The organism is Rhodanobacter sp. GW835-FHT13D09 (genome assembly GCF_058793995.1).
Genome location: NZ_JBXAGL010000016.1, coordinates 18293 through 34541, shown reverse-complemented (window position 1 = coordinate 34541; position 16249 = coordinate 18293). Strand labels below are relative to the sequence as shown.

19 protein-coding genes are annotated in these 16249 nt (G+C 60.5%); 13 read left to right on the top strand and 6 right to left on the bottom strand.

Annotated elements, in window-relative coordinates; translation table 11 throughout:
- The 4 genes from AC1Q5A_RS16420 to AC1Q5A_RS16405 form a co-directional block, all read left to right on the top strand.
- Positions 1 to 1886, top strand: a 1886-nt coding sequence (locus AC1Q5A_RS16420) for a methylmalonyl-CoA mutase family protein (protein WP_492702526.1), incomplete at its 5' end; no start/stop codon positions are given.
- A gap of 36 nt (positions 1887 to 1922) precedes the next feature.
- Positions 1923 to 2723 carry an FRG domain-containing protein gene (locus AC1Q5A_RS16415; protein WP_492702524.1) on the top strand — a complete coding sequence of 267 codons (801 nt, stop codon included), beginning with the start codon at positions 1923 to 1925 and terminating at the stop codon, positions 2721 to 2723.
- A 2-nt stretch (positions 2724 to 2725) separates the two neighbouring features.
- Positions 2726 to 3775, top strand: a complete 1050-nt coding sequence (locus AC1Q5A_RS16410) for a GmrSD restriction endonuclease domain-containing protein (protein ID WP_492702522.1) — start codon at positions 2726 to 2728, stop codon at positions 3773 to 3775.
- A 180-nt stretch (positions 3776 to 3955) separates the two neighbouring features.
- Positions 3956 to 4471 carry a RipA family octameric membrane protein gene (locus tag AC1Q5A_RS16405; RefSeq protein WP_492702520.1) on the top strand — a complete coding sequence of 172 codons (516 nt, stop codon included), beginning with the start codon at positions 3956 to 3958 and terminating at the stop codon, positions 4469 to 4471.
- 330 nt (positions 4472 to 4801) lie between these two features.
- Here the strand turns inward: AC1Q5A_RS16405 and AC1Q5A_RS16400 are convergent, their stop codons facing one another.
- Both AC1Q5A_RS16400 and AC1Q5A_RS16395 read right to left on the bottom strand, forming a co-directional pair.
- Complete coding sequence (locus AC1Q5A_RS16400) at positions 4802 to 5158, bottom strand: hypothetical protein (protein WP_492702518.1); 357 nt, start codon at positions 5156 to 5158, stop codon at positions 4802 to 4804.
- Between the two features lie 286 nt (positions 5159 to 5444).
- Positions 5445 to 6089, bottom strand: coding sequence for a glutathione S-transferase family protein (locus AC1Q5A_RS16395; RefSeq protein WP_492702516.1), 645 nt, complete (start codon positions 6087 to 6089; stop codon positions 5445 to 5447).
- A 212-nt stretch (positions 6090 to 6301) separates the two neighbouring features.
- On the opposite strand from AC1Q5A_RS16395, the gene AC1Q5A_RS16390 reads away from it, so the two are divergent.
- The 3 genes from AC1Q5A_RS16390 (at position 6302) to AC1Q5A_RS16380 (ending at position 8795) form a co-directional block, all read left to right on the top strand.
- Complete coding sequence (locus AC1Q5A_RS16390; RefSeq protein WP_492702514.1) at positions 6302 to 6841, top strand: nucleotidyl transferase AbiEii/AbiGii toxin family protein; 540 nt, start codon at positions 6302 to 6304, stop codon at positions 6839 to 6841.
- 299 nt (positions 6842 to 7140) lie between these two features.
- A complete protein-coding gene (locus tag AC1Q5A_RS16385) occupies positions 7141 to 8121 on the top strand; it encodes a dCTP deaminase (RefSeq protein ID WP_492702512.1) in 981 nt (326 codons plus the stop codon).
- Entirely contained in the window at positions 8118 to 8795 is a 678-nt protein-coding gene (locus AC1Q5A_RS16380) for a class I SAM-dependent DNA methyltransferase (RefSeq protein WP_492702510.1), read from the top strand. The genes AC1Q5A_RS16385 and AC1Q5A_RS16380 overlap by 4 nt, the downstream gene beginning before the upstream one ends.
- Before the next feature lie 14 nt (positions 8796 to 8809).
- Here the strand turns inward: AC1Q5A_RS16380 and AC1Q5A_RS16375 are convergent, their stop codons facing one another.
- Both AC1Q5A_RS16375 and AC1Q5A_RS16370 read right to left on the bottom strand, forming a co-directional pair.
- Positions 8810 to 9208, bottom strand: coding sequence for a primase 1D-like protein (locus AC1Q5A_RS16375; protein ID WP_492702528.1), 399 nt, complete (start codon positions 9206 to 9208; stop codon positions 8810 to 8812).
- Between the two features lie 311 nt (positions 9209 to 9519).
- On the bottom strand, positions 9520 to 9783 hold the full coding sequence (locus AC1Q5A_RS16370; RefSeq protein ID WP_492702508.1) for a hypothetical protein: 264 nt from the start codon (positions 9781 to 9783) through the stop codon (positions 9520 to 9522).
- Between the two features lie 108 nt (positions 9784 to 9891).
- Between AC1Q5A_RS16370 and AC1Q5A_RS16365 the strand changes: the two genes are divergently transcribed.
- The gene (locus AC1Q5A_RS16365) at positions 9892 to 11367 is read left to right on the top strand and encodes an MFS transporter (protein ID WP_492702506.1); all 1476 of its coding nucleotides are present in this window, start codon (positions 9892 to 9894) and stop codon (positions 11365 to 11367) included.
- A gap of 110 nt (positions 11368 to 11477) precedes the next feature.
- On the opposite strand, the gene AC1Q5A_RS16360 is transcribed toward AC1Q5A_RS16365, so the two are convergent.
- Both AC1Q5A_RS16360 and AC1Q5A_RS16355 read right to left on the bottom strand, forming a co-directional pair.
- Complete coding sequence (locus tag AC1Q5A_RS16360; RefSeq protein WP_492702504.1) at positions 11478 to 11681, bottom strand: hypothetical protein; 204 nt, start codon at positions 11679 to 11681, stop codon at positions 11478 to 11480.
- Between the two features lie 139 nt (positions 11682 to 11820).
- Positions 11821 to 12030 carry a hypothetical protein gene (locus AC1Q5A_RS16355; protein ID WP_492702502.1) on the bottom strand — a complete coding sequence of 70 codons (210 nt, stop codon included), beginning with the start codon at positions 12028 to 12030 and terminating at the stop codon, positions 11821 to 11823.
- A gap of 12 nt (positions 12031 to 12042) precedes the next feature.
- Between AC1Q5A_RS16355 and AC1Q5A_RS16350 the strand changes: the two genes are divergently transcribed.
- The 5 genes from AC1Q5A_RS16350 (at position 12043) to AC1Q5A_RS16330 (ending at position 16244) form a co-directional block, all read left to right on the top strand.
- Complete coding sequence (locus tag AC1Q5A_RS16350; protein ID WP_492702500.1) at positions 12043 to 12873, top strand: SGNH/GDSL hydrolase family protein; 831 nt, start codon at positions 12043 to 12045, stop codon at positions 12871 to 12873.
- On the top strand, positions 12870 to 13319 hold the full coding sequence (locus tag AC1Q5A_RS16345) for a helix-turn-helix transcriptional regulator (RefSeq protein WP_492702498.1): 450 nt from the start codon (positions 12870 to 12872) through the stop codon (positions 13317 to 13319). Before AC1Q5A_RS16350 ends, AC1Q5A_RS16345 begins: the two co-directional genes overlap by 4 nt.
- A 29-nt stretch (positions 13320 to 13348) precedes the next feature.
- Entirely contained in the window at positions 13349 to 13759 is a 411-nt protein-coding gene (locus AC1Q5A_RS16340) for a VOC family protein (protein ID WP_492702496.1), read from the top strand.
- 16 nt (positions 13760 to 13775) lie between these two features.
- The gene (locus AC1Q5A_RS16335; RefSeq protein ID WP_492702494.1) at positions 13776 to 14213 is read left to right on the top strand and encodes a DUF1801 domain-containing protein; all 438 of its coding nucleotides are present in this window, start codon (positions 13776 to 13778) and stop codon (positions 14211 to 14213) included.
- A gap of 72 nt (positions 14214 to 14285) precedes the next feature.
- Positions 14286 to 16244 (top strand): M61 family metallopeptidase, encoded by a 1959-nt coding sequence (locus tag AC1Q5A_RS16330; RefSeq protein WP_492702492.1) that lies wholly within the window; start codon positions 14286 to 14288, stop codon positions 16242 to 16244.
- Positions 16245 to 16249: the final 5 nt, after the last annotated feature.

Genomic DNA, 16249 nt, shown 5'->3' with positions numbered 1-16249 from the left:
TCCACCAGCTGCGCGAGTGGCCGGCGCTGTACGCCTCGGTCACCGCCGACGTCAACGAATACAAGGTGCGCGACAAGACCATCCGCGTGGAGAACTACCGCGTATCGCTGAGCCACCAGAAGATTCCGAAAGTCTCCCCGCCGAAGTCGAAGGACTGGGGCGAACTCGTCACCTTCCTCGGCAAGGAAAATCTGCCCGGCCACTATCCGTACACCGGCGGCGTGTACCCGTACCGTCGCAGCGGCGAAGACCCCACCCGCATGTTCGCCGGCGAGGGCACGCCCGAGCGCACCAACCGCCGCTTCCATTACCTGAGCCAGGGCGGCGCGGCCACGCGCCTGTCCACCGCGTTCGACTCGGTCACCCTGTACGGCGAGGACCCGGCGCCGCGCCCGGACATCTACGGCAAGATCGGCAACTCCGGCGTCAACATCGCCACCCTGGACGACATGAAGAAGCTGTACTCCGGCTTCGACCTCAGCGCGCCCAGCACCTCGGTGTCGATGACCATCAACGGCCCCGCGCCGATGATCCTGGCGATGTTCATGAACACCGCGATCGACCAGAACGTGGAGAAGCATCTCAAGGAAGATCCTGCGCGCTGGGCCGCGGCGGAAAAGACCATCGCCAAGCTGTACCAAGGCCGCAAGCGCCCGCAGTACCAGGGCGACCTGCCCCAGGGCAACAACGGCCTGGGCCTCGGCCTGCTTGGCGTCGCCGGCGACGAGCTGGTCGATGCCGACACCTATGCGCGCATCAAGACCGACACGCTGACCCAGGTGCGCGGCACCGTGCAGGCCGACATCCTGAAGGAAGACCAGGCGCAGAACACCTGCATCTTCTCCACCGAATTCGCGCTGCGCATGATGGGCGACATCCAGCAGTACTTCGTCGACCACAGGGTGCGCAACTTCTACTCGGTGAGCATCAGCGGTTATCACATCGCCGAAGCCGGCGCCAACCCGATCAGCCAGCTCGCCTTCACCCTCAGCAACGGCTTCACCATCGTCGAGTACTACCTCGCCCGCGGCATGAAGGTGGACGACTTTGCGCCGAACCTGTCGTTCTTCTTCTCCAACGGCATGGACCCGGAATACACCGTCATCGGCCGCGTCGCCCGCCGCATCTGGGCCCGTGCCATGCGCGAGCGCTATGGCGCCAGCAGCCGTAGCCAGATGATGAAGTACCACATCCAGACCTCCGGCCGCTCGCTGCACGCGCAGGAGATCCAGTTCAACGACATCCGCACCACCTTGCAGGCGATGTACGCGCTGTTCGACAACTGCAACTCCCTGCACACCAACGCCTACGACGAAGCGATCACCACGCCCACCGAGGAGAGCGTGCGCCGCGCGGTGGCCATCCAGATGATCATCAACAAGGAACTCGGCCTCAACTTCAACGAGAACCCGTGGCAGGGCAGCTACGTGGTCGAGACACTGACCGACCTGGTCGAGGAAGCCGTGTACAAGGAGTTCGAGGCGATCAGCGAGCGCGGCGGCGTGCTCGGCGCGATGGACACCATGTACCAGCGCGGCAAGATCCAGGAAGAGTCGATGTATTACGAGCACAAGAAGCACGATGGCTCGTTGCCGTTGATCGGAGTGAATACGTTCCTGCCGAAGGACCACGGCGGCGAGATCGCCACCGAGATCGAGCTGATCCGCTCGACCGAGGAGGAGAAGGGGGCGCAGATTGCCAACGTGAAGACGTATGGCGAGGCACGGAACTCATTGGTGCCGGCGAGCTTGCGCACGTTGCAGAACACGGCGCGGGAGCGGAAGAACGTGTTCGAGCAGCTGATGGAGGCGGTGAAGTACAACTCGCTGGGGCAGATCAGCCATGCGTTGTATGAGGTCGGGGGAGAGTATCGGAGGAATATGTAGGGCGAGTCGCAGCGTAGAAATTATCAGGGGAAGGAAATGCCTGTTCTTAATATTCAAGAAGTTAGAACTCTAGGGAGTTACGCCAAGGTTATTGCGCAGAACGTCGACCAAATAAAATGGTATCGCGGAGTGAGTCATGCTAACTATGCACTGATTCCATCGCTTTATAGACACCCTTCCATTCATGATCCACATGACCTTTTAGCCTTAGAGAGTAAGCTAATTACCAGATTCAGAGAGCGTGCTCAGCCGATGGTTAATCGGCAGCTCCCAAGCGATAGACTGGAGATGCTATTCCTGATGCAACATCACGGAATGCCCACTCGCTTGCTTGACTGGTCCGAGAATGCATTCACCGCGCTCTTCTTTGCGCTTTGTGAGGCGGAGAAAGACGAGCGCGGCATGTTTACAGGTTCATCTTGCGTTTGGATATTGCGCCCAGTTCCATGGAATAAGGCAGTTCAGTCGCACATCAACTACAGCGGTGAGCCATTCTCAGTCGGGGATTCTCGGTTAACGAACGGTTACGTAGAAGTAGGGGATGGAGCTGCACTCATGCAAAAGCCCGTCGCGGTCTACGGAGTGCATAACAGTCCAAGAATTGTTTCGCAGCGCGGTGTGTTTACCCTTTTTGGAAGCTCCAATGCAGCGATGGAGTGTGTTTACGTTATGGGAGAATTTGAGCAGGATGCACTTATGAAGATAGAGATTCGAGGTGCTTATCAAGACACGCTATTTCAAGAATTAATGAGTGCTGGGATTCTAGATTCGTCTGTATATCCCGATTTAGATGGTCTTGCCCGCGAATTGCGGCGCGCAAACGGATACAGGGTATAAATATGTTCAAGGTCATTGGCCATGATAGGCGAACTGTTTCTTGGTGGAATTCGCGCCGTGATGAAATAGACTTTGATCCGCCTTATCAGCGGAAAGGTAACGTGTGGAATGAGGGTGCAAAAGCTTATCTAATTGATTCCATCATTAACGAGTATGACGTACCAAAAATGTATTTGGCTGATTTCTCGTTCGGAAATAGTGAGCTGAACTCGAAATCTCGACGCTACGCCGTTATCGACGGCAAGCAACGTCTTCAGGCCATAATGCAATTTATTGCAAATAAATTTCCACTACGTAAGGACTTCGTTTTCGAGTCGAATCCGCTCTTGGATTTGGGCGGGTTGTATTACACCGACCTTAAGCAGTCACATCCTAGTGTTGCGGATCGTCTGGATCAGTTTAACCTTGATGTTATGAGTGTAATAACGGACGACGAGGCTAAAATAAACGACTTATTTATTCGGCTAAATTCTAGTAAACCTCTTAGTGCGCCAGAATTCAGAAATGCGATGAAGGGGGTTGTGCCTAAGATAATTGCTAGGATTGCAAAGCATAAATTCTTTTCCGACTGCGTTAAGTTTTCGACCAAGCGAGGCGAAGATAAGGCGGTTGCTGCAAAACTCTTGTTGCTCGAGTTTAGGGGAAAAATAGTCGACACAAAAAAGAGGCAGATTGATCGTTTGGTCGATGAGGGCCTCTTAGCGGAGTCGCCGGGTTTTGAAGAAGCTATGTCACGCGTTGAGGCGACGCTAGATGATATGTATGAAATATTTGTAGAGCGTGACCCGCTTTTGTCGAGCCAAGGCCCGGTCACTGTCTATTATCAAGTGATTCGTAATTATGGAAGCAAAGATGGTCTTCGGGAGGCTCTTCTTAATTTCAATAAGTTAAGAGATTCTAACAAAAAGACAGTCTCAGAAGGGCAGCCGGGTGATCAGAATCTCTCAAATTTTGACATGATGGCTAGGAATACGAATGACTCGGGTAGTATTCGTCTAAGAACGGCAATTTTGCTGCTCTATATGAAGAATGTAATTGGCCCGTGGAATTAGCTCGTCGGAATTAGAGTGGGCAATTAAAGGGGCGTAGCTGAAAAGCGACCTAGGGGTGGTTGGTGGTAAGACGACCGAATTCGGTCGATGTGTGAAACTTCTAGTTAAGCACGATAAAATTTTCGCCCGTCCTGGCGGGTGCCATGAATTAATATGCTTCTTGGGGGAGGTATGTCGATCATGAATATCTGGCGCGATTTTAAGACGTTTTTCGTGCAAACGAAGAAGTCGTACACGGTTATAGACCAGGGCGAGTACGTTGCGCGTTTTAAGGGCAAGGAGGAAGCAGCTTTCAAGGTTGCGATGGAGGCACGAAAGTTTGAGATCCAGATGTATTGGACAAGAACTGCTTACTTTTGGACTCTCACTGCGGCAGCCTTAGCTGGATTTTTTGCGTCTCTTGAAAAGACCGAAAAGATATATTCCTTTGTTCTCTCGTGCATTGGCGTGATTTTGTCTCTTGGCTGGTCGCTTGCGAACAAGGGGAGCAAGTATTGGCACGAGAATTGGGAGAACCACGTGCAGATGTTGGAGGATGCTTCAATTGGACCACTCCATAAGACCTTGCTTTATAGAGGCGCCGAGCCATTTAGGGTGAGGTACGACTGGGTGTCTCAAATACTTACAGGGCCATCTGGTTTTTCTGTTTCAAAAATAAATTCAATATTCTCGTGGTTTTTTTCTTTATGTGGATAGCTTTGGCTTACCATGTGACGCCTACCTGTGATTGTAACGTGGTTACGTCTATTGACTTGTCCTATGTCTCGTTCACAGTTCTAACGCTTTTTTTCATTTTTGTCCTTTTGAGGTTTAGCGGGTCGTGGGCGCATGATCAAGAGCATGAGGCGCGCGTGTTCAAGGAGGTAATTGTAAAAGAAGGTCGGGTCATATTGGCACCTGATTAGCGGGACAAAGGGACACAAAGGGACAAAGGGGACGGAGACCCTGGTCTCTTACTTCCCTCCTTCACTGGGCTTGGTCGTGCAGCCTAGATACGGCTGCTCGGCGAAGTGGGTTGTCTGAAGCTCAGTACGGCACGTCGTTTGAGTGGATCGGGGCGGGCAGGGGCAACTGGCTGAGCCGTTCGGCCTGCTCGCTGAGGAAGTACAGAGCGGCGAAGAGGCCTTCGGTGGTGGGAGCATCCAGCGGACAGCAGCCGGGTTCGATGGTGTCGCTTTGGTTGTTGGCGTGGAGGTCGCGGAAGGCTTCGCTGTTGGTGAGGACGCGGGCGAGGGCGCGGATGGCGGTGGTGAGGCCGGCCAGGGTGGCGGCGTCCTGCTGGACGCGGGCGACTTCGGCGAGGGTCCAGTAGGGGCGCGAAAGCGGGTTGGTGGGGATGCGCGCATTGTCGTGCGCGACTGCCTTATGATCGGGCTTAGCCATGATCAACTCCTGGTAAGTTGGTTGTGGTCAGCGGGTCGTATGGGTTGCAGCCCATGCGGCCCGCGCTGGTTTTGGCCTTGAGGATTTTCTTCGGTGACGGGTTTCTCCGGCCGGCGGCGATTGCGCTGCGGCGGTTTTCATCATAGAGCGGAAGGGAAATAAAATCTGTCAGGTGGATGGGGTTTATTTGTAGGGATTGGACTTTATTTTGTAATCCATTGTTTTTGATTAATTCGTGAGGCGTTATTGGCGCTTTTAGGAATGAGGGTGAATATGCCAGAAGCGGTCATTGAACAGGCGTTCTAGCGAACCATGCCTTCCTGGATTGACAGGTCTCCATGGCGTGCTGGTAGCCTTCGCGGGCGCTGGTGCGGGCGATATAGGATTTCTCTGTTTCGCCAAGGGCGACGCCTGCGCCGTGTTGCGCCAGTTCCAGCGCGTAGGTCACCGAAATGTCGGCGGCTGTGAACATCTCGCCGGCGAGATAGGGCGTGCGTGCCAGCTGCCGCGTCACCAGGCCCATCCGGCTTTGGAAAACGTCCAGCGCCTGACCGGCGCTCCAGTTCTTCCGTTCGGATTCCGGCGCGAAACTGCGCGCGCCGACGACAAAGTAGATGGAGGCCGCGAGGCCGGCTTCGCCAAGGTGGAGGAACTGCTGGTAAGCGGGGAACGCGGGATCGTGCGGGGCGGGTGCCAGCGGCGTCGGCCCGTAGCGGACCATCAGGTATTCCATGATCGCGATGGATTCGACCATGGTGACGTCGCCGTCCCGGATCGCCGGGATGAAACCGGCAGGGTTGATGGCCAGGAATTCCGGGTCCTTCTCGACGCCGGCCAGAAGGTTCACCGGCCGCAACCGGTACGCGAGCCCCATCTCTTCCAACAGCCAGACGACCCGAAAGCCTCTTCCTTCGCCAAAGACCGTGATCATCGTCAGTCATGTTCCTGTGGTTCGGCCTTGTCGGCCCTGCCACAGGAAGACGAACGGGGCCTTCGACAATCGACATCGACCACTCGCCCGTCGCCCACAATTCCCGCTGCCCCAGCTATGCCGGGGGCGGGGATTGGGGAGAGGGGGCTTTTGCTTGGTATCGTGTATCCAGTGGTGATCGACCCCAACGCCCATTTCATTGGAACATGCCGATGTCCCGCCTAGTCGAGCAAATCAAGCAGGCCCTCGCTGCCTTCGCCGGCTGCAAGACTCCGCCTGCCTTGATCGGGGGCCTGGCGCTGGCCGCGCATCAGGTGGTGCGCGCTACCCGCGACGTGGACTTCCTTGCCGATGCGGACGATGCGGATCGCCTGCACGACATCCTGCTTGGTTTGGGCTACCGCTGCGTGCATCGCAGCGAGGACGCCGCCAATTACCAGCGCGACGATGAAGGTCTGGACCTTCTTTATGCTCATCGCCCGGCCGCGAGGCGCCTTTTGGGTGAGGCCATCGAGCGCACCACGGCGCTCGGCACCTTGCGGGTGATCAGCGCGGAAGGATTGATCGGCTTCAAGCTGCAGGCGCTGGTCAACAACCCGTCCCGTACCCGCGACCTCGACGATATCCGGGCGTTGTTGCGGGCGCAGCGCGGAAAGCTCAACATGGCCGAGGTCCGCGAATACTTCGCTCTGTTCGACCGCACGGAATGGCTCGATGAACTCCTCGCCCAAGTTGCCGACGAAGCATCCTGACCGGGTGGCCGAGCCGCTGGCCGGAGGCTGTGTGGTGTCGGCTTCGCTGCCGGGGAAAGGGGATCTTTCCGACTGGGTGGAGTTGATGGAAGCGGTGGAGGCGTTGTGTCCGGTGTGGCCGGAGAGGGATGTGGCTCGGGGTACGTCGAAATGTCTACTCTGACCCCTGTTTTCGTTTTAAGAAAAAGGTCAGGTTAAATCAATTATCGTCTTTCAAAAATGCGGTGAAAGGAGTTAGATTGGAATAACTTCCTACGATCCCTTTGCCGTTGTCGTATTTGATGGCCCGGAGATTTATTATGACCGTATTTAGTGACAATACGATCTTGGCGAAGTTTGACCAGTTGATTATCGATGGGGATTCTAGTCGCGTACGGGGCTGTGCCTACTCGTTTGTTGCTGGAAAAATCTTTCCGTCCCCGCACTCTGACGAGCCAGCCCACAAGGATGTTTTCGATTGGACGACCAAGGTCGTTGGTGCGTGGCCGGGTGAGGAGGCATACGAAATATGTCCCGGCGAGCTCGTGTCGCTCAGGACTCGCGAAATCGTGAGAATGCCTGCCGACGTGTGTGGCATCTGGAATCAGACGGACGGGCTTTCGCGCAAGGGGCTAATGCTGGTGAACCTTAGTGCAGTTCCACCCGGATACGAGGGGCACTTGACATGCACTTTCGTGAATTTTGGCAAACAGCGTGTCCGCATACAGCCCGATACGCGAGTAGCAAAGCTAATGTTTCTATCGCTTGATAGCGTTGCGAAGTATTCATCAGGCGTATGGCAAACCCAAAGCTACGATAGCAAAGTAGCAACGATGGCGAGTGAGTCACCTGCAACTTTCCTACAAATCTCAGAGCAATCGCGAGAACTAAATGAGCTGATCACCGCCGGCACCGATCGGATTGAGAAGGTGGCCAAGGATCTTGGTCTGGATGCAAAGAAGGATTTGAATGAACAGCTGGCTGAAGCAAAGCAGATATTTCGGGAATCGGTATCGACCGATACACGAACCGCCGTCTACAAGGCCGCCCCGCTTGCTCTGCTTGCCATTGCACTTTTGACTACTGGACAGTGGCTCGCAACGAGATTTCTCACAGAAAATGTTGATCTGGTAGCTAGACAGCGGGCAGATCAAATCGAAGCGAGGATTGACAAGCAACTCGAAGCCGCTGGCCCCAAGCCTGTATTTGTATACAGCGGTACCGAGGAGTCCAAGGCACTGCTTGATCGCATGAAAGTGCTGGAAGATGAGATTAGTCTTTTGAAGACTAAGCAAAAATGAGCGACATTAACGCAATTGCCGCGGCTTATGACCAAGTCGCTCCTTGGTATGACTCGTGGGAGTGGCAGACGTTTTGGGACAGAAATGAGGTGCCGCTTGTACTCGCCGAGGTATCTCGCATGGGGCATGCTGAGCGTGCGGTTGATTTAGGTATGGGGACCGGCCGGTACGTCGCCGCACTGCGTGCGGCTGGGATCGATACTTTCGGCATCGATGTTAGTCAGGAGATGGTCGCCATTGCAGCCCGCAAGTTCAAAAGCAGAGAGCGTTTGCTCGTTGGTGACCTGCGGTCGGACGCGCTTGCGCCTGAGTCGTTTCAATTGGCCATAGCCGCTCGGGTGTTTTGTCATGTGAAGGACCTCATTAGCGCATTTCGCGCAGCCGCCAACTTAGTCTCGCCGGATGGAGCACTTATTGTCACGGAACTCGATATTGGCCATGAGTTTGAGCGGACAAGGATCCCAACGCCTGCCGGCAAGTTTGAGATTGATACATGGAAGCGAAGCAGTGGAGAGGTGATTCGAGTGGCCGAATCCGCTGGGTGGCGCTTTGACCGCATGTTGCAGACCAGGGCGTCGGACTGCGCGTGGCTGCCAAGCAGTCCAAAGCTTAGTTCTGTAGACCGCGACTCGGACCGGGTGATCTTTAACGTGTTTTCGTTTCGTCGCGGTTAGCTGGCGCCACAATCCTACTTGAGAACGGCCACAACGACGGGCTCGGTATGTTGATTGGGCCGCGCATCGATCCGTAGGCAGGCGATATCCTCGATCATGCAGTGGGCGAGATAGCGCACATCAATGAGCGGCGTCAGAAGTATGTTGTGAGCCATGAATCGACGCCATTTTTCGAGCGTAATCGGTTCAAATCCGTAATAGTGGTAAGACTTGCCACTTGTGGCCAGGACGCCGCGCGTCTGGCCCATCAGCTTCATCGCATCGAGAAGAGCCGCGGCGTTCTCGTCGTTCACGTCGCACTGAAAGTCAAGGAGGGGTAGGTGCGCTTCGGTACCGTCGAGTAAGTGAACACGCGAGCATAGGCCTCGAACGCTACCATAGGGCGGCGACTCCGCCAGTTTGTCGGCGAGCATCCCGATTGGGTAGGCCTCAATGGCATTTGGATAACCACGATGTCTGAGCGCCTCGTGGACGAACAGACTTGGCGAGAGCGGCAGGCTTGAGTCGACGCTCAATCTTTCGGTGAGGACCGGCCTAGGCACGTAAGACGTCAACGTGATAGTTGAAATGCTCGGCGAAAGCCGGGCAAGGTTGGTCAAAAGTCGCTTTACAGTACATCCGATCATCAGGCCATATTAGCAAAACGGCGTCGAAAACAGAGGTAGAGAAAACGAGCATAAAGAGGTCAGATTCTGGGCTTTCCCACGTTTTCATGCTGGCACCACTAGTTGATCGATCGGACATAGGACAAATGGGCACGGAGGGAATTAAACGTTCCCAGGCTGGATGCCAGATCGCCGTGGCTGGCCGCGCAGGCGCAGTCGGGCAGGGCGACCTGGGGCTTTTCGATCATGGCCTGGAACGTGACGTCGTCCGGCGCTTGCTCTTGTTCGAGGTGCATGCGGATACCCGGCAGTTCGTCCTTGCCCCAAGACAGGGCCCGGTTCACTTCCTGATCACACGGGACGCACAAAATCAGCGAGGTCACGCATTGGTGCCGGGAACGACTGCGGTGCTCTCGTTCGGGGCTGCGGAGAAGTGAGCCTGGCCCCGTTGCTGCGGTCGTCGAAGATGGCTTGAATCCCGAGGAGGTCGCATGAACACCGTCGCCGCGCCCGGCCAGCCATCCACGCCTTTCCAGGGCAACGACCGCCTGTTGTTCGGCATCATCATGGGCGTGGTCGCGTTCTGGCTGTTCGCCCAGACCACGCTCAACATCGCGCCGGACATGCAGCGCAACCTTGGCATCGGTGCCGCCACCATGAACATCGCGGTGGCACTGACCTCGCTGTTCTCGGGCATCTTCATCGTGGTCATGGGTGGGCTGGCCGATCGGGTCGGGCGATTGCGGATCACCCGCGTCGGTTTCTACCTGAGCATCGCCGGCTCGCTGCTGGTGGCGATCACGCCCACCGGCGCGATGGCCGCGCCGGTGCTGCTCGCGGGGCGGGCGCTGCAGGGTTTGTCGGCGGCCTGCGTGATGCCGGCCAGCCTGGCGCTGGTGAAGGCGTACTGGGACGGGGCCGGGCGCCAGCGCGCGGTGTCGCTGTGGTCGATCGGTTCGTGGGGCGGCGGCGGGCTGTGCTCGCTGGTCGGCGGCTTGATGTCGCAGAACCTGGGCTGGCGCTCGATCTTCTGGCTGGCGATCGCGGTCAGTGCGCTCGGCCTGTGGCTGATGCGCGGCACGCCCGAGAACAAGGCCGAGACCCACGGCGACTACAAGTTCGACCTGCCCGGGGTGCTCGCCTTCATGGTGGCGATGCTGGCGCTGCAGGTGCTGGTGACCCAGGGCAACACGCTGGGCTGGACCAGCCCGTCGGTGCTCGGACTGGTCGCTGCGACGCTGGTATTCGGCGGGCTGTTCGTGCTGATCGAGCGGCGCTCGGCCAATGCGTTCTTCGATTTCCGGCTGTTCGGTAATCCGACCTACACCGGCGCCACGATTTCCAATTTCCTGATCAACGCCACCGCCGGCACGCTGATCGTCTCGTTGCAGCTGGTGCAGCTGGGCGGCGGCATGAATGCGCAGCAGGCGGGCATGCTGACGCTGGGCTATGCGATCGCGATCATCGCCTTCATCCGCGTGGGCGAGAAGCTGCTGCAGCGCTTCGGCCCGCGCAAGCCGATGATCTGGGGCTGCCTGATCACCGGCGTGGCGATCACGCTGCTGATGCCCACGCAATTGCTGCTCGGGCAGTACGAGGTGCTGGCGGTGATCGGCTACTCGCTGTTCGGCCTGGGCCTGGCGTTCTACGCCACGCCGTCCACCGACGCGGCGCTGTCCAACCTGCCGGCGGCACAGGGCGGTTCGGGCTCGGGCATCTACAAGATGGCTTCGTCGCTCGGCGCCGCTTTTGGCGTGGCGATCTCGGCCGCCGTGTTCACCGCGCTGGCGGGCGACAGCAACAGCGTGCGCTGGCTGGAGGGCGTGATCACCTTCGCCGGCCGCCAGGACAACCTGGCGCTGCGCGAAGCCGCCTTCGTGGCGCTGGGTTTCAACGTGCTGATGGTGGCGGCGGCGATTGTCTCGATCGTTCTCACCGTGCCCAGGGGCCGCAAGGCGCACGACTGAGGGCGGGCGGGGCGAAACAGGGGTCAGAGTACCCTTTCCTGCGATACGTCAGGTGCCGGCGGCGCGGCTTCCACTTTCTTCGGCCGACCGATCTTCTTCGGCCCTGTGGTTCACCCGAGCCGGGCTTCGATGGCGAGACTCAAGCGGTCGGGGCCGTAGATGTGCGGGCGTTGAAGGTGCAGGCGGATGGCGTCGGTTTCTTCCGGGGCGACGGTTTCCATGACCAGTTCGCGGTAGCACTGCCGGCGTTCTTCAGCGGTGTTGCCGAGGCGGTCGTTGCCGCGCTGGATCACATGTTGCGCGATGCCAGGCATGTCGAGTCGTGGGAGTCTGGGCATGGTGTAATTCCCGACGTTTGACTTGTGCCGGTCAGCCTGGCCCTGCCGTGGATGGCCGGGTAGCGGCGCATGTCGCCGTGCCGTGTGGGGAACTCCACTCTGACCCCGCTCTTCCTCAGTCCCGCAGGCTCACCGTCTGGCTGCGCCAGATCGCATCCTGGTAGCGGTAGAACTGGTTCAGCGAGGACGGCCTGTGGGATGCAGGAAGCCCCATGGCCGGATCGGGCGCATCGGTGGCGCGCCTGATCTGCGCGCTTCCCCGATCGGGTTGCCGATATTTCCTTCGGGGTATCCTGTTCTTCCGTTGGCTCTGCCAGTCCTGCATGGAGATCCGGGCATGACGTTTCCATCGGTCCTTGTCGCCGCCTTCGTGCTTCTCGCCGGCGTGGCCGGCCCGCTGCACGCCACCGGCCAGGCCGCGGCCTCCACTTCGGCGGCGCCGGTCGCCATCAACCCGCTCTACACCATGCCGCCGGCGTCGATCACCGCCGAACAGGCCGCGTCCATGCAGCAGCAATTGCTGGACTGGCCGCAGCTGGGCCGCTACCGCGACGACAATGCGCAGCTGCCGCCGCCTGCGCCCGGCGCGGCGCGCGTGGTGTTTTTCGGCGACTCCATCACCGACGCGTGGGGGCGCGCCGAGGGCACCCGCTTTTTCCCCGGCAAGCCGTACGTCAACCGTGGCATCTCGGGGCAGACGACGGCGCAGATGCTGCTGCGTTTCCGGCAGGACGTGATCGCGCTCCGCCCCGCGGCGGTGGTGGTGCTCGCCGGCACCAACGACATCGCGGGCAATACCGGCCTCGCCACCTTGCCGATGATCGAGGACAACCTGCGCTCCATGACGGAACTGGCGCAGGCCCACCACATCCGGGTCGTCCTCGCCTCCGTGCTGCCGGTCAGCGACTATCCCTGGCATCCGGGCCTGCAGCCGGCCGGCAAGGTTCGCGCGCTCAATGCTTGGCTCAAGGCCTACGCGACGTCGCATGGCGTCATCTACCTCGACTACTACGGCGCGCTGGCCAACGCGCAGGGCGGCATGGATTCCCGCCTTGCCAGCGACGGTGTGCACCCGACACCGGCGGGTTACGCGATCATGGCGCCGCTCGCGCAGCAAGCCATCGAGCGGGCGCTGGCGAATCCCCGCGCGGGAGGATCCCGGCCATGAGCAGCCGGGCCGCAGCAGCGCAGAACCTGCGCGACCTCGCCCGCCTGCGCCGCGTGCGCGACCGGATCGACCGGGAGTATGCGCAAGCGCTCGACGTCGACGCGCTCGCCCGCGGCGTGCACATGTCGGGCGGCCACCTCAGCCGCCAGTTCAAGCTTGCCTTCGGCGAGTCGCCTTATTCGTATCTGATGACGCGGCGCATCGAGCGGGCGATGGCGCTGCTGCGTCGTGGCGACCTCAGCGTCACCGAGGTCTGCTTCACCGTGGGCTGCGCGTCGCTGGGCACCTTCAGCACGCGTTTCGCCGAGCTGGTCGGGGTGCCGCCCAGCGTCTACCGGCGCGACGCGGCGCAGGCCACGGCGGGGATGCCGTCCTGCGTGGCGCGGCAGGTGACCAAACCGGTCAGGAATCGAGAAGCGCCGGCCGCCGAGCCGGACTTAGCATGACGGCTCCTTCCACCGCGAGCAAAGCCGTCATGGACATCTCCATTCACGCGAGTTTTCTTCCGCAAACCGATCCGGACGCCTCGCTGGCGTTCTATCGCGACACCCTCGGCTTCGAGGTGCGCAACGACGTCGGCTACAACGGCTTGCGCTGGATCACGGTGGGCCCGCCCGACCAGCCCGGCACCTCCATCGTGCTGTACCCGCCGGCCGCCAGCTCCGGTGTGAACGACGACGAGAAGCGCACCATCGCCGAGATGATGGCCAAGGGCACCTACGCCATCATGCTGCTGGCGACCCGGGACCTCGACGCGGCTTTCGAGCGGATCCAGGCCAGCGGCGCCGAGATCGTCGAGGAGCCGACCCAGCAGCCGTACGGCGTTCGCGACTGCGCCGTGCGCGATCCCGCGGGCAACCTGCTGCGCGTGCAGGAGCGGCCCTGAGTTTGTCCGGCGGGCGATGACCACCATGAAGAACGGGAAGATCGGCTCGAAAGAAGCAATCGCGGGCGACACGCCCTCCCGGCTGATCGATGCGAGGATCGCGGAGTTGGGCGACTGGCGGGGCGCGACGCTTGCCCGCATCCGCGCGCTGGTCAGGCAGGCCGTTCCCGAGGTGGTCGAGGAGTGGAAGTGGCGCGGGGTGCCGGTGTGGTACCGCGCCGGAATGATCTGCACCGGCGAGACTTACAGGAATGCGGTGAAGATGACTTTCGCCAAGGGTGCCTTGCTGGACGACCCTGCGGGCCTCTTCAACGCCAGCCTCGAAGGCCATACCCGGCGCGCCATCGATATCCATGAAGGCGACACCATCGACGAAAAGGCGTTGAAGGCGCTGTTCCGCGCCGCGGTGGCGCTGAACGAGTCGTCGGCCGGCCAGTCGCCGGCGAGCGAGTGAGGCCATCCGGTTGCATGAAGGGCGGGCGGTGATAAGTTGGCAGCCTCTTCGTCCAAGCCGCTGGAGTCCCACATGCTTCGTGCCTCTTCCGCCGCGTCGCCGGCGGCTGCGCAGCGCCGGTTTTCACGTTTCGCCCTTGCCGTATGGCTGGCGCTTGCCGCCGGCGCCGCGGGAGCGCAGCAGGTGCGCACAGGCGAGGTGCCATCGCCGCAGGACACGCCGTATCCCGGCACGGTGGCGCTCCATGTCGATGCCCGCGATACCGCACAGGGCATCTTTCGCGTGCATGAGTCGATCCCGGTCAAGGCCGGCGCGCTGACGCTGCTCTATCCGCAGTGGATTCCCGGCGACCACTCGCCGACCGGCCCGATCGCGATGCTCGCCGGCCTCCGGTTGAGCGCCAACGGCAAGCCACTGGCGTGGATGCGCGACAAGTACGACGTGTACGCGTTCCATCTCGAGGTGCCCGCGGGCGTCGCCCGCATCGACGCGGAGTTCCAGTACCTGTCGCCGCGCGACGGCGGATTCGAGATCACCGACCGCATGATGGACATGGAGTGGAGCAAGGTGGCGCTGTATCCGGCAGGCCATTTCACGCGCGGCATCACCTTCGCGCCCAGCCTGACGCTGCCGCACGGCTGGCAGCTCGGCAGTGCACTGGAGCCGGCCTCGCAGTCGGGCGATACCGTCACCTTCAAGCCGGTGACGTTCAACAATCTGGTCGATTCGCCGGTCTACGCCGGCCAGTATTTCAAGCGCGTCGACCTCACGCCGTCCGGCGGTGCGCCGGTGCATATGGACATCGTCGCCGACGCGCCGAAGTACCTGGAGATGACGCCCGGGCAGCTGCAGGCGCATCGCGCGCTGGTGGTGCAGGCGACCACGCTGTTCGGTTCGCACCATTACGACCACTACGATTTCCTGTTCTCGCTGTCCGACCAGCTGGGCGGCAACGGCACGGAACACCACCAGTCCAGCGAGGACGGCCTCGGCGCCGACTACTTCACCGCCTGGAGCGACGCCGCGCCCGGCCGCGACCTGCTGGCGCACGAGTACACCCATTCGTGGAACGGCAAGTTCCGCCGCCCGGCCGACCTGTGGACGCCCAACTTCAACGTGCCGATGGGCGATTCGCTGCTGTGGGTGTACGAGGGCCAGACGCAGTACTGGGGCTTCGTGCTCACCGCGCGCTCGGGCCTGTGGTCGCCGCAGGAGTTCCGCGACGCGCTGGCGATGGTGGCGGCCAACTACGAGCGCAACCGCGGCGGTTTCGGCTGGCGCACGATCGAGGACACCACCAACGACCCCACCGTCGCCCGCCGCTCGGGCCTGCCGTACCGCAGCTGGCAGATGAGCGAGGAGTACTACAGCGCCGGGCAGATGATGTGGCTGTCGGTGGACGCGAAGATCCGCACGCTGACGCACGACGGCAAGTCGCTGGACGATTTCGCCCGCGCGTTCTTCGGCGTCGACGACGGCAGCTACGTCACCCGCACCTACACCTTCGACGACGTGGTGGCGGCGCTGGACGGCGTGGCGAAGTACGACTGGGCGGGTTTCCTGCGCGCGCGCGTCGACACGCTGGACCCGCCGCTGGGCGAGGGCCTCGAGGGCACCGGCTGGAAGCTGGTCTATACCGACCAGGAGAGCGCCTACGAGAAGCAGTACAACAGCCGTCCCGAATCGCCGCGCCACCTGTACAACTACGCCTGGTCGATCGGCCTGACCATGGCCAAGGGTGGCCAGATCAACGACGTGCGCTGGAACGGGCCGGCGTTCAAGGCCGGCGTCAGCACCGGCGCCACCCTTGTCGCGGTGAACGGCCAGGACTACAGCGACGACGTGCTGAAGGACGCGATCACGGCGGCCAGGACGGACAAGGCGCCGATCAAGCTGCTGCTGAAGTTCCAGGGCGGCTACCGCACGGTGGCGGTGGATTACCACGACGGCCTGCAGTACCCGCACCTGGTGCGCGTGGCGGGCACGCCCGATTACCTGAGCGAGATCATCGCCGCGCGCAAGCCCGGGTGAAAGCG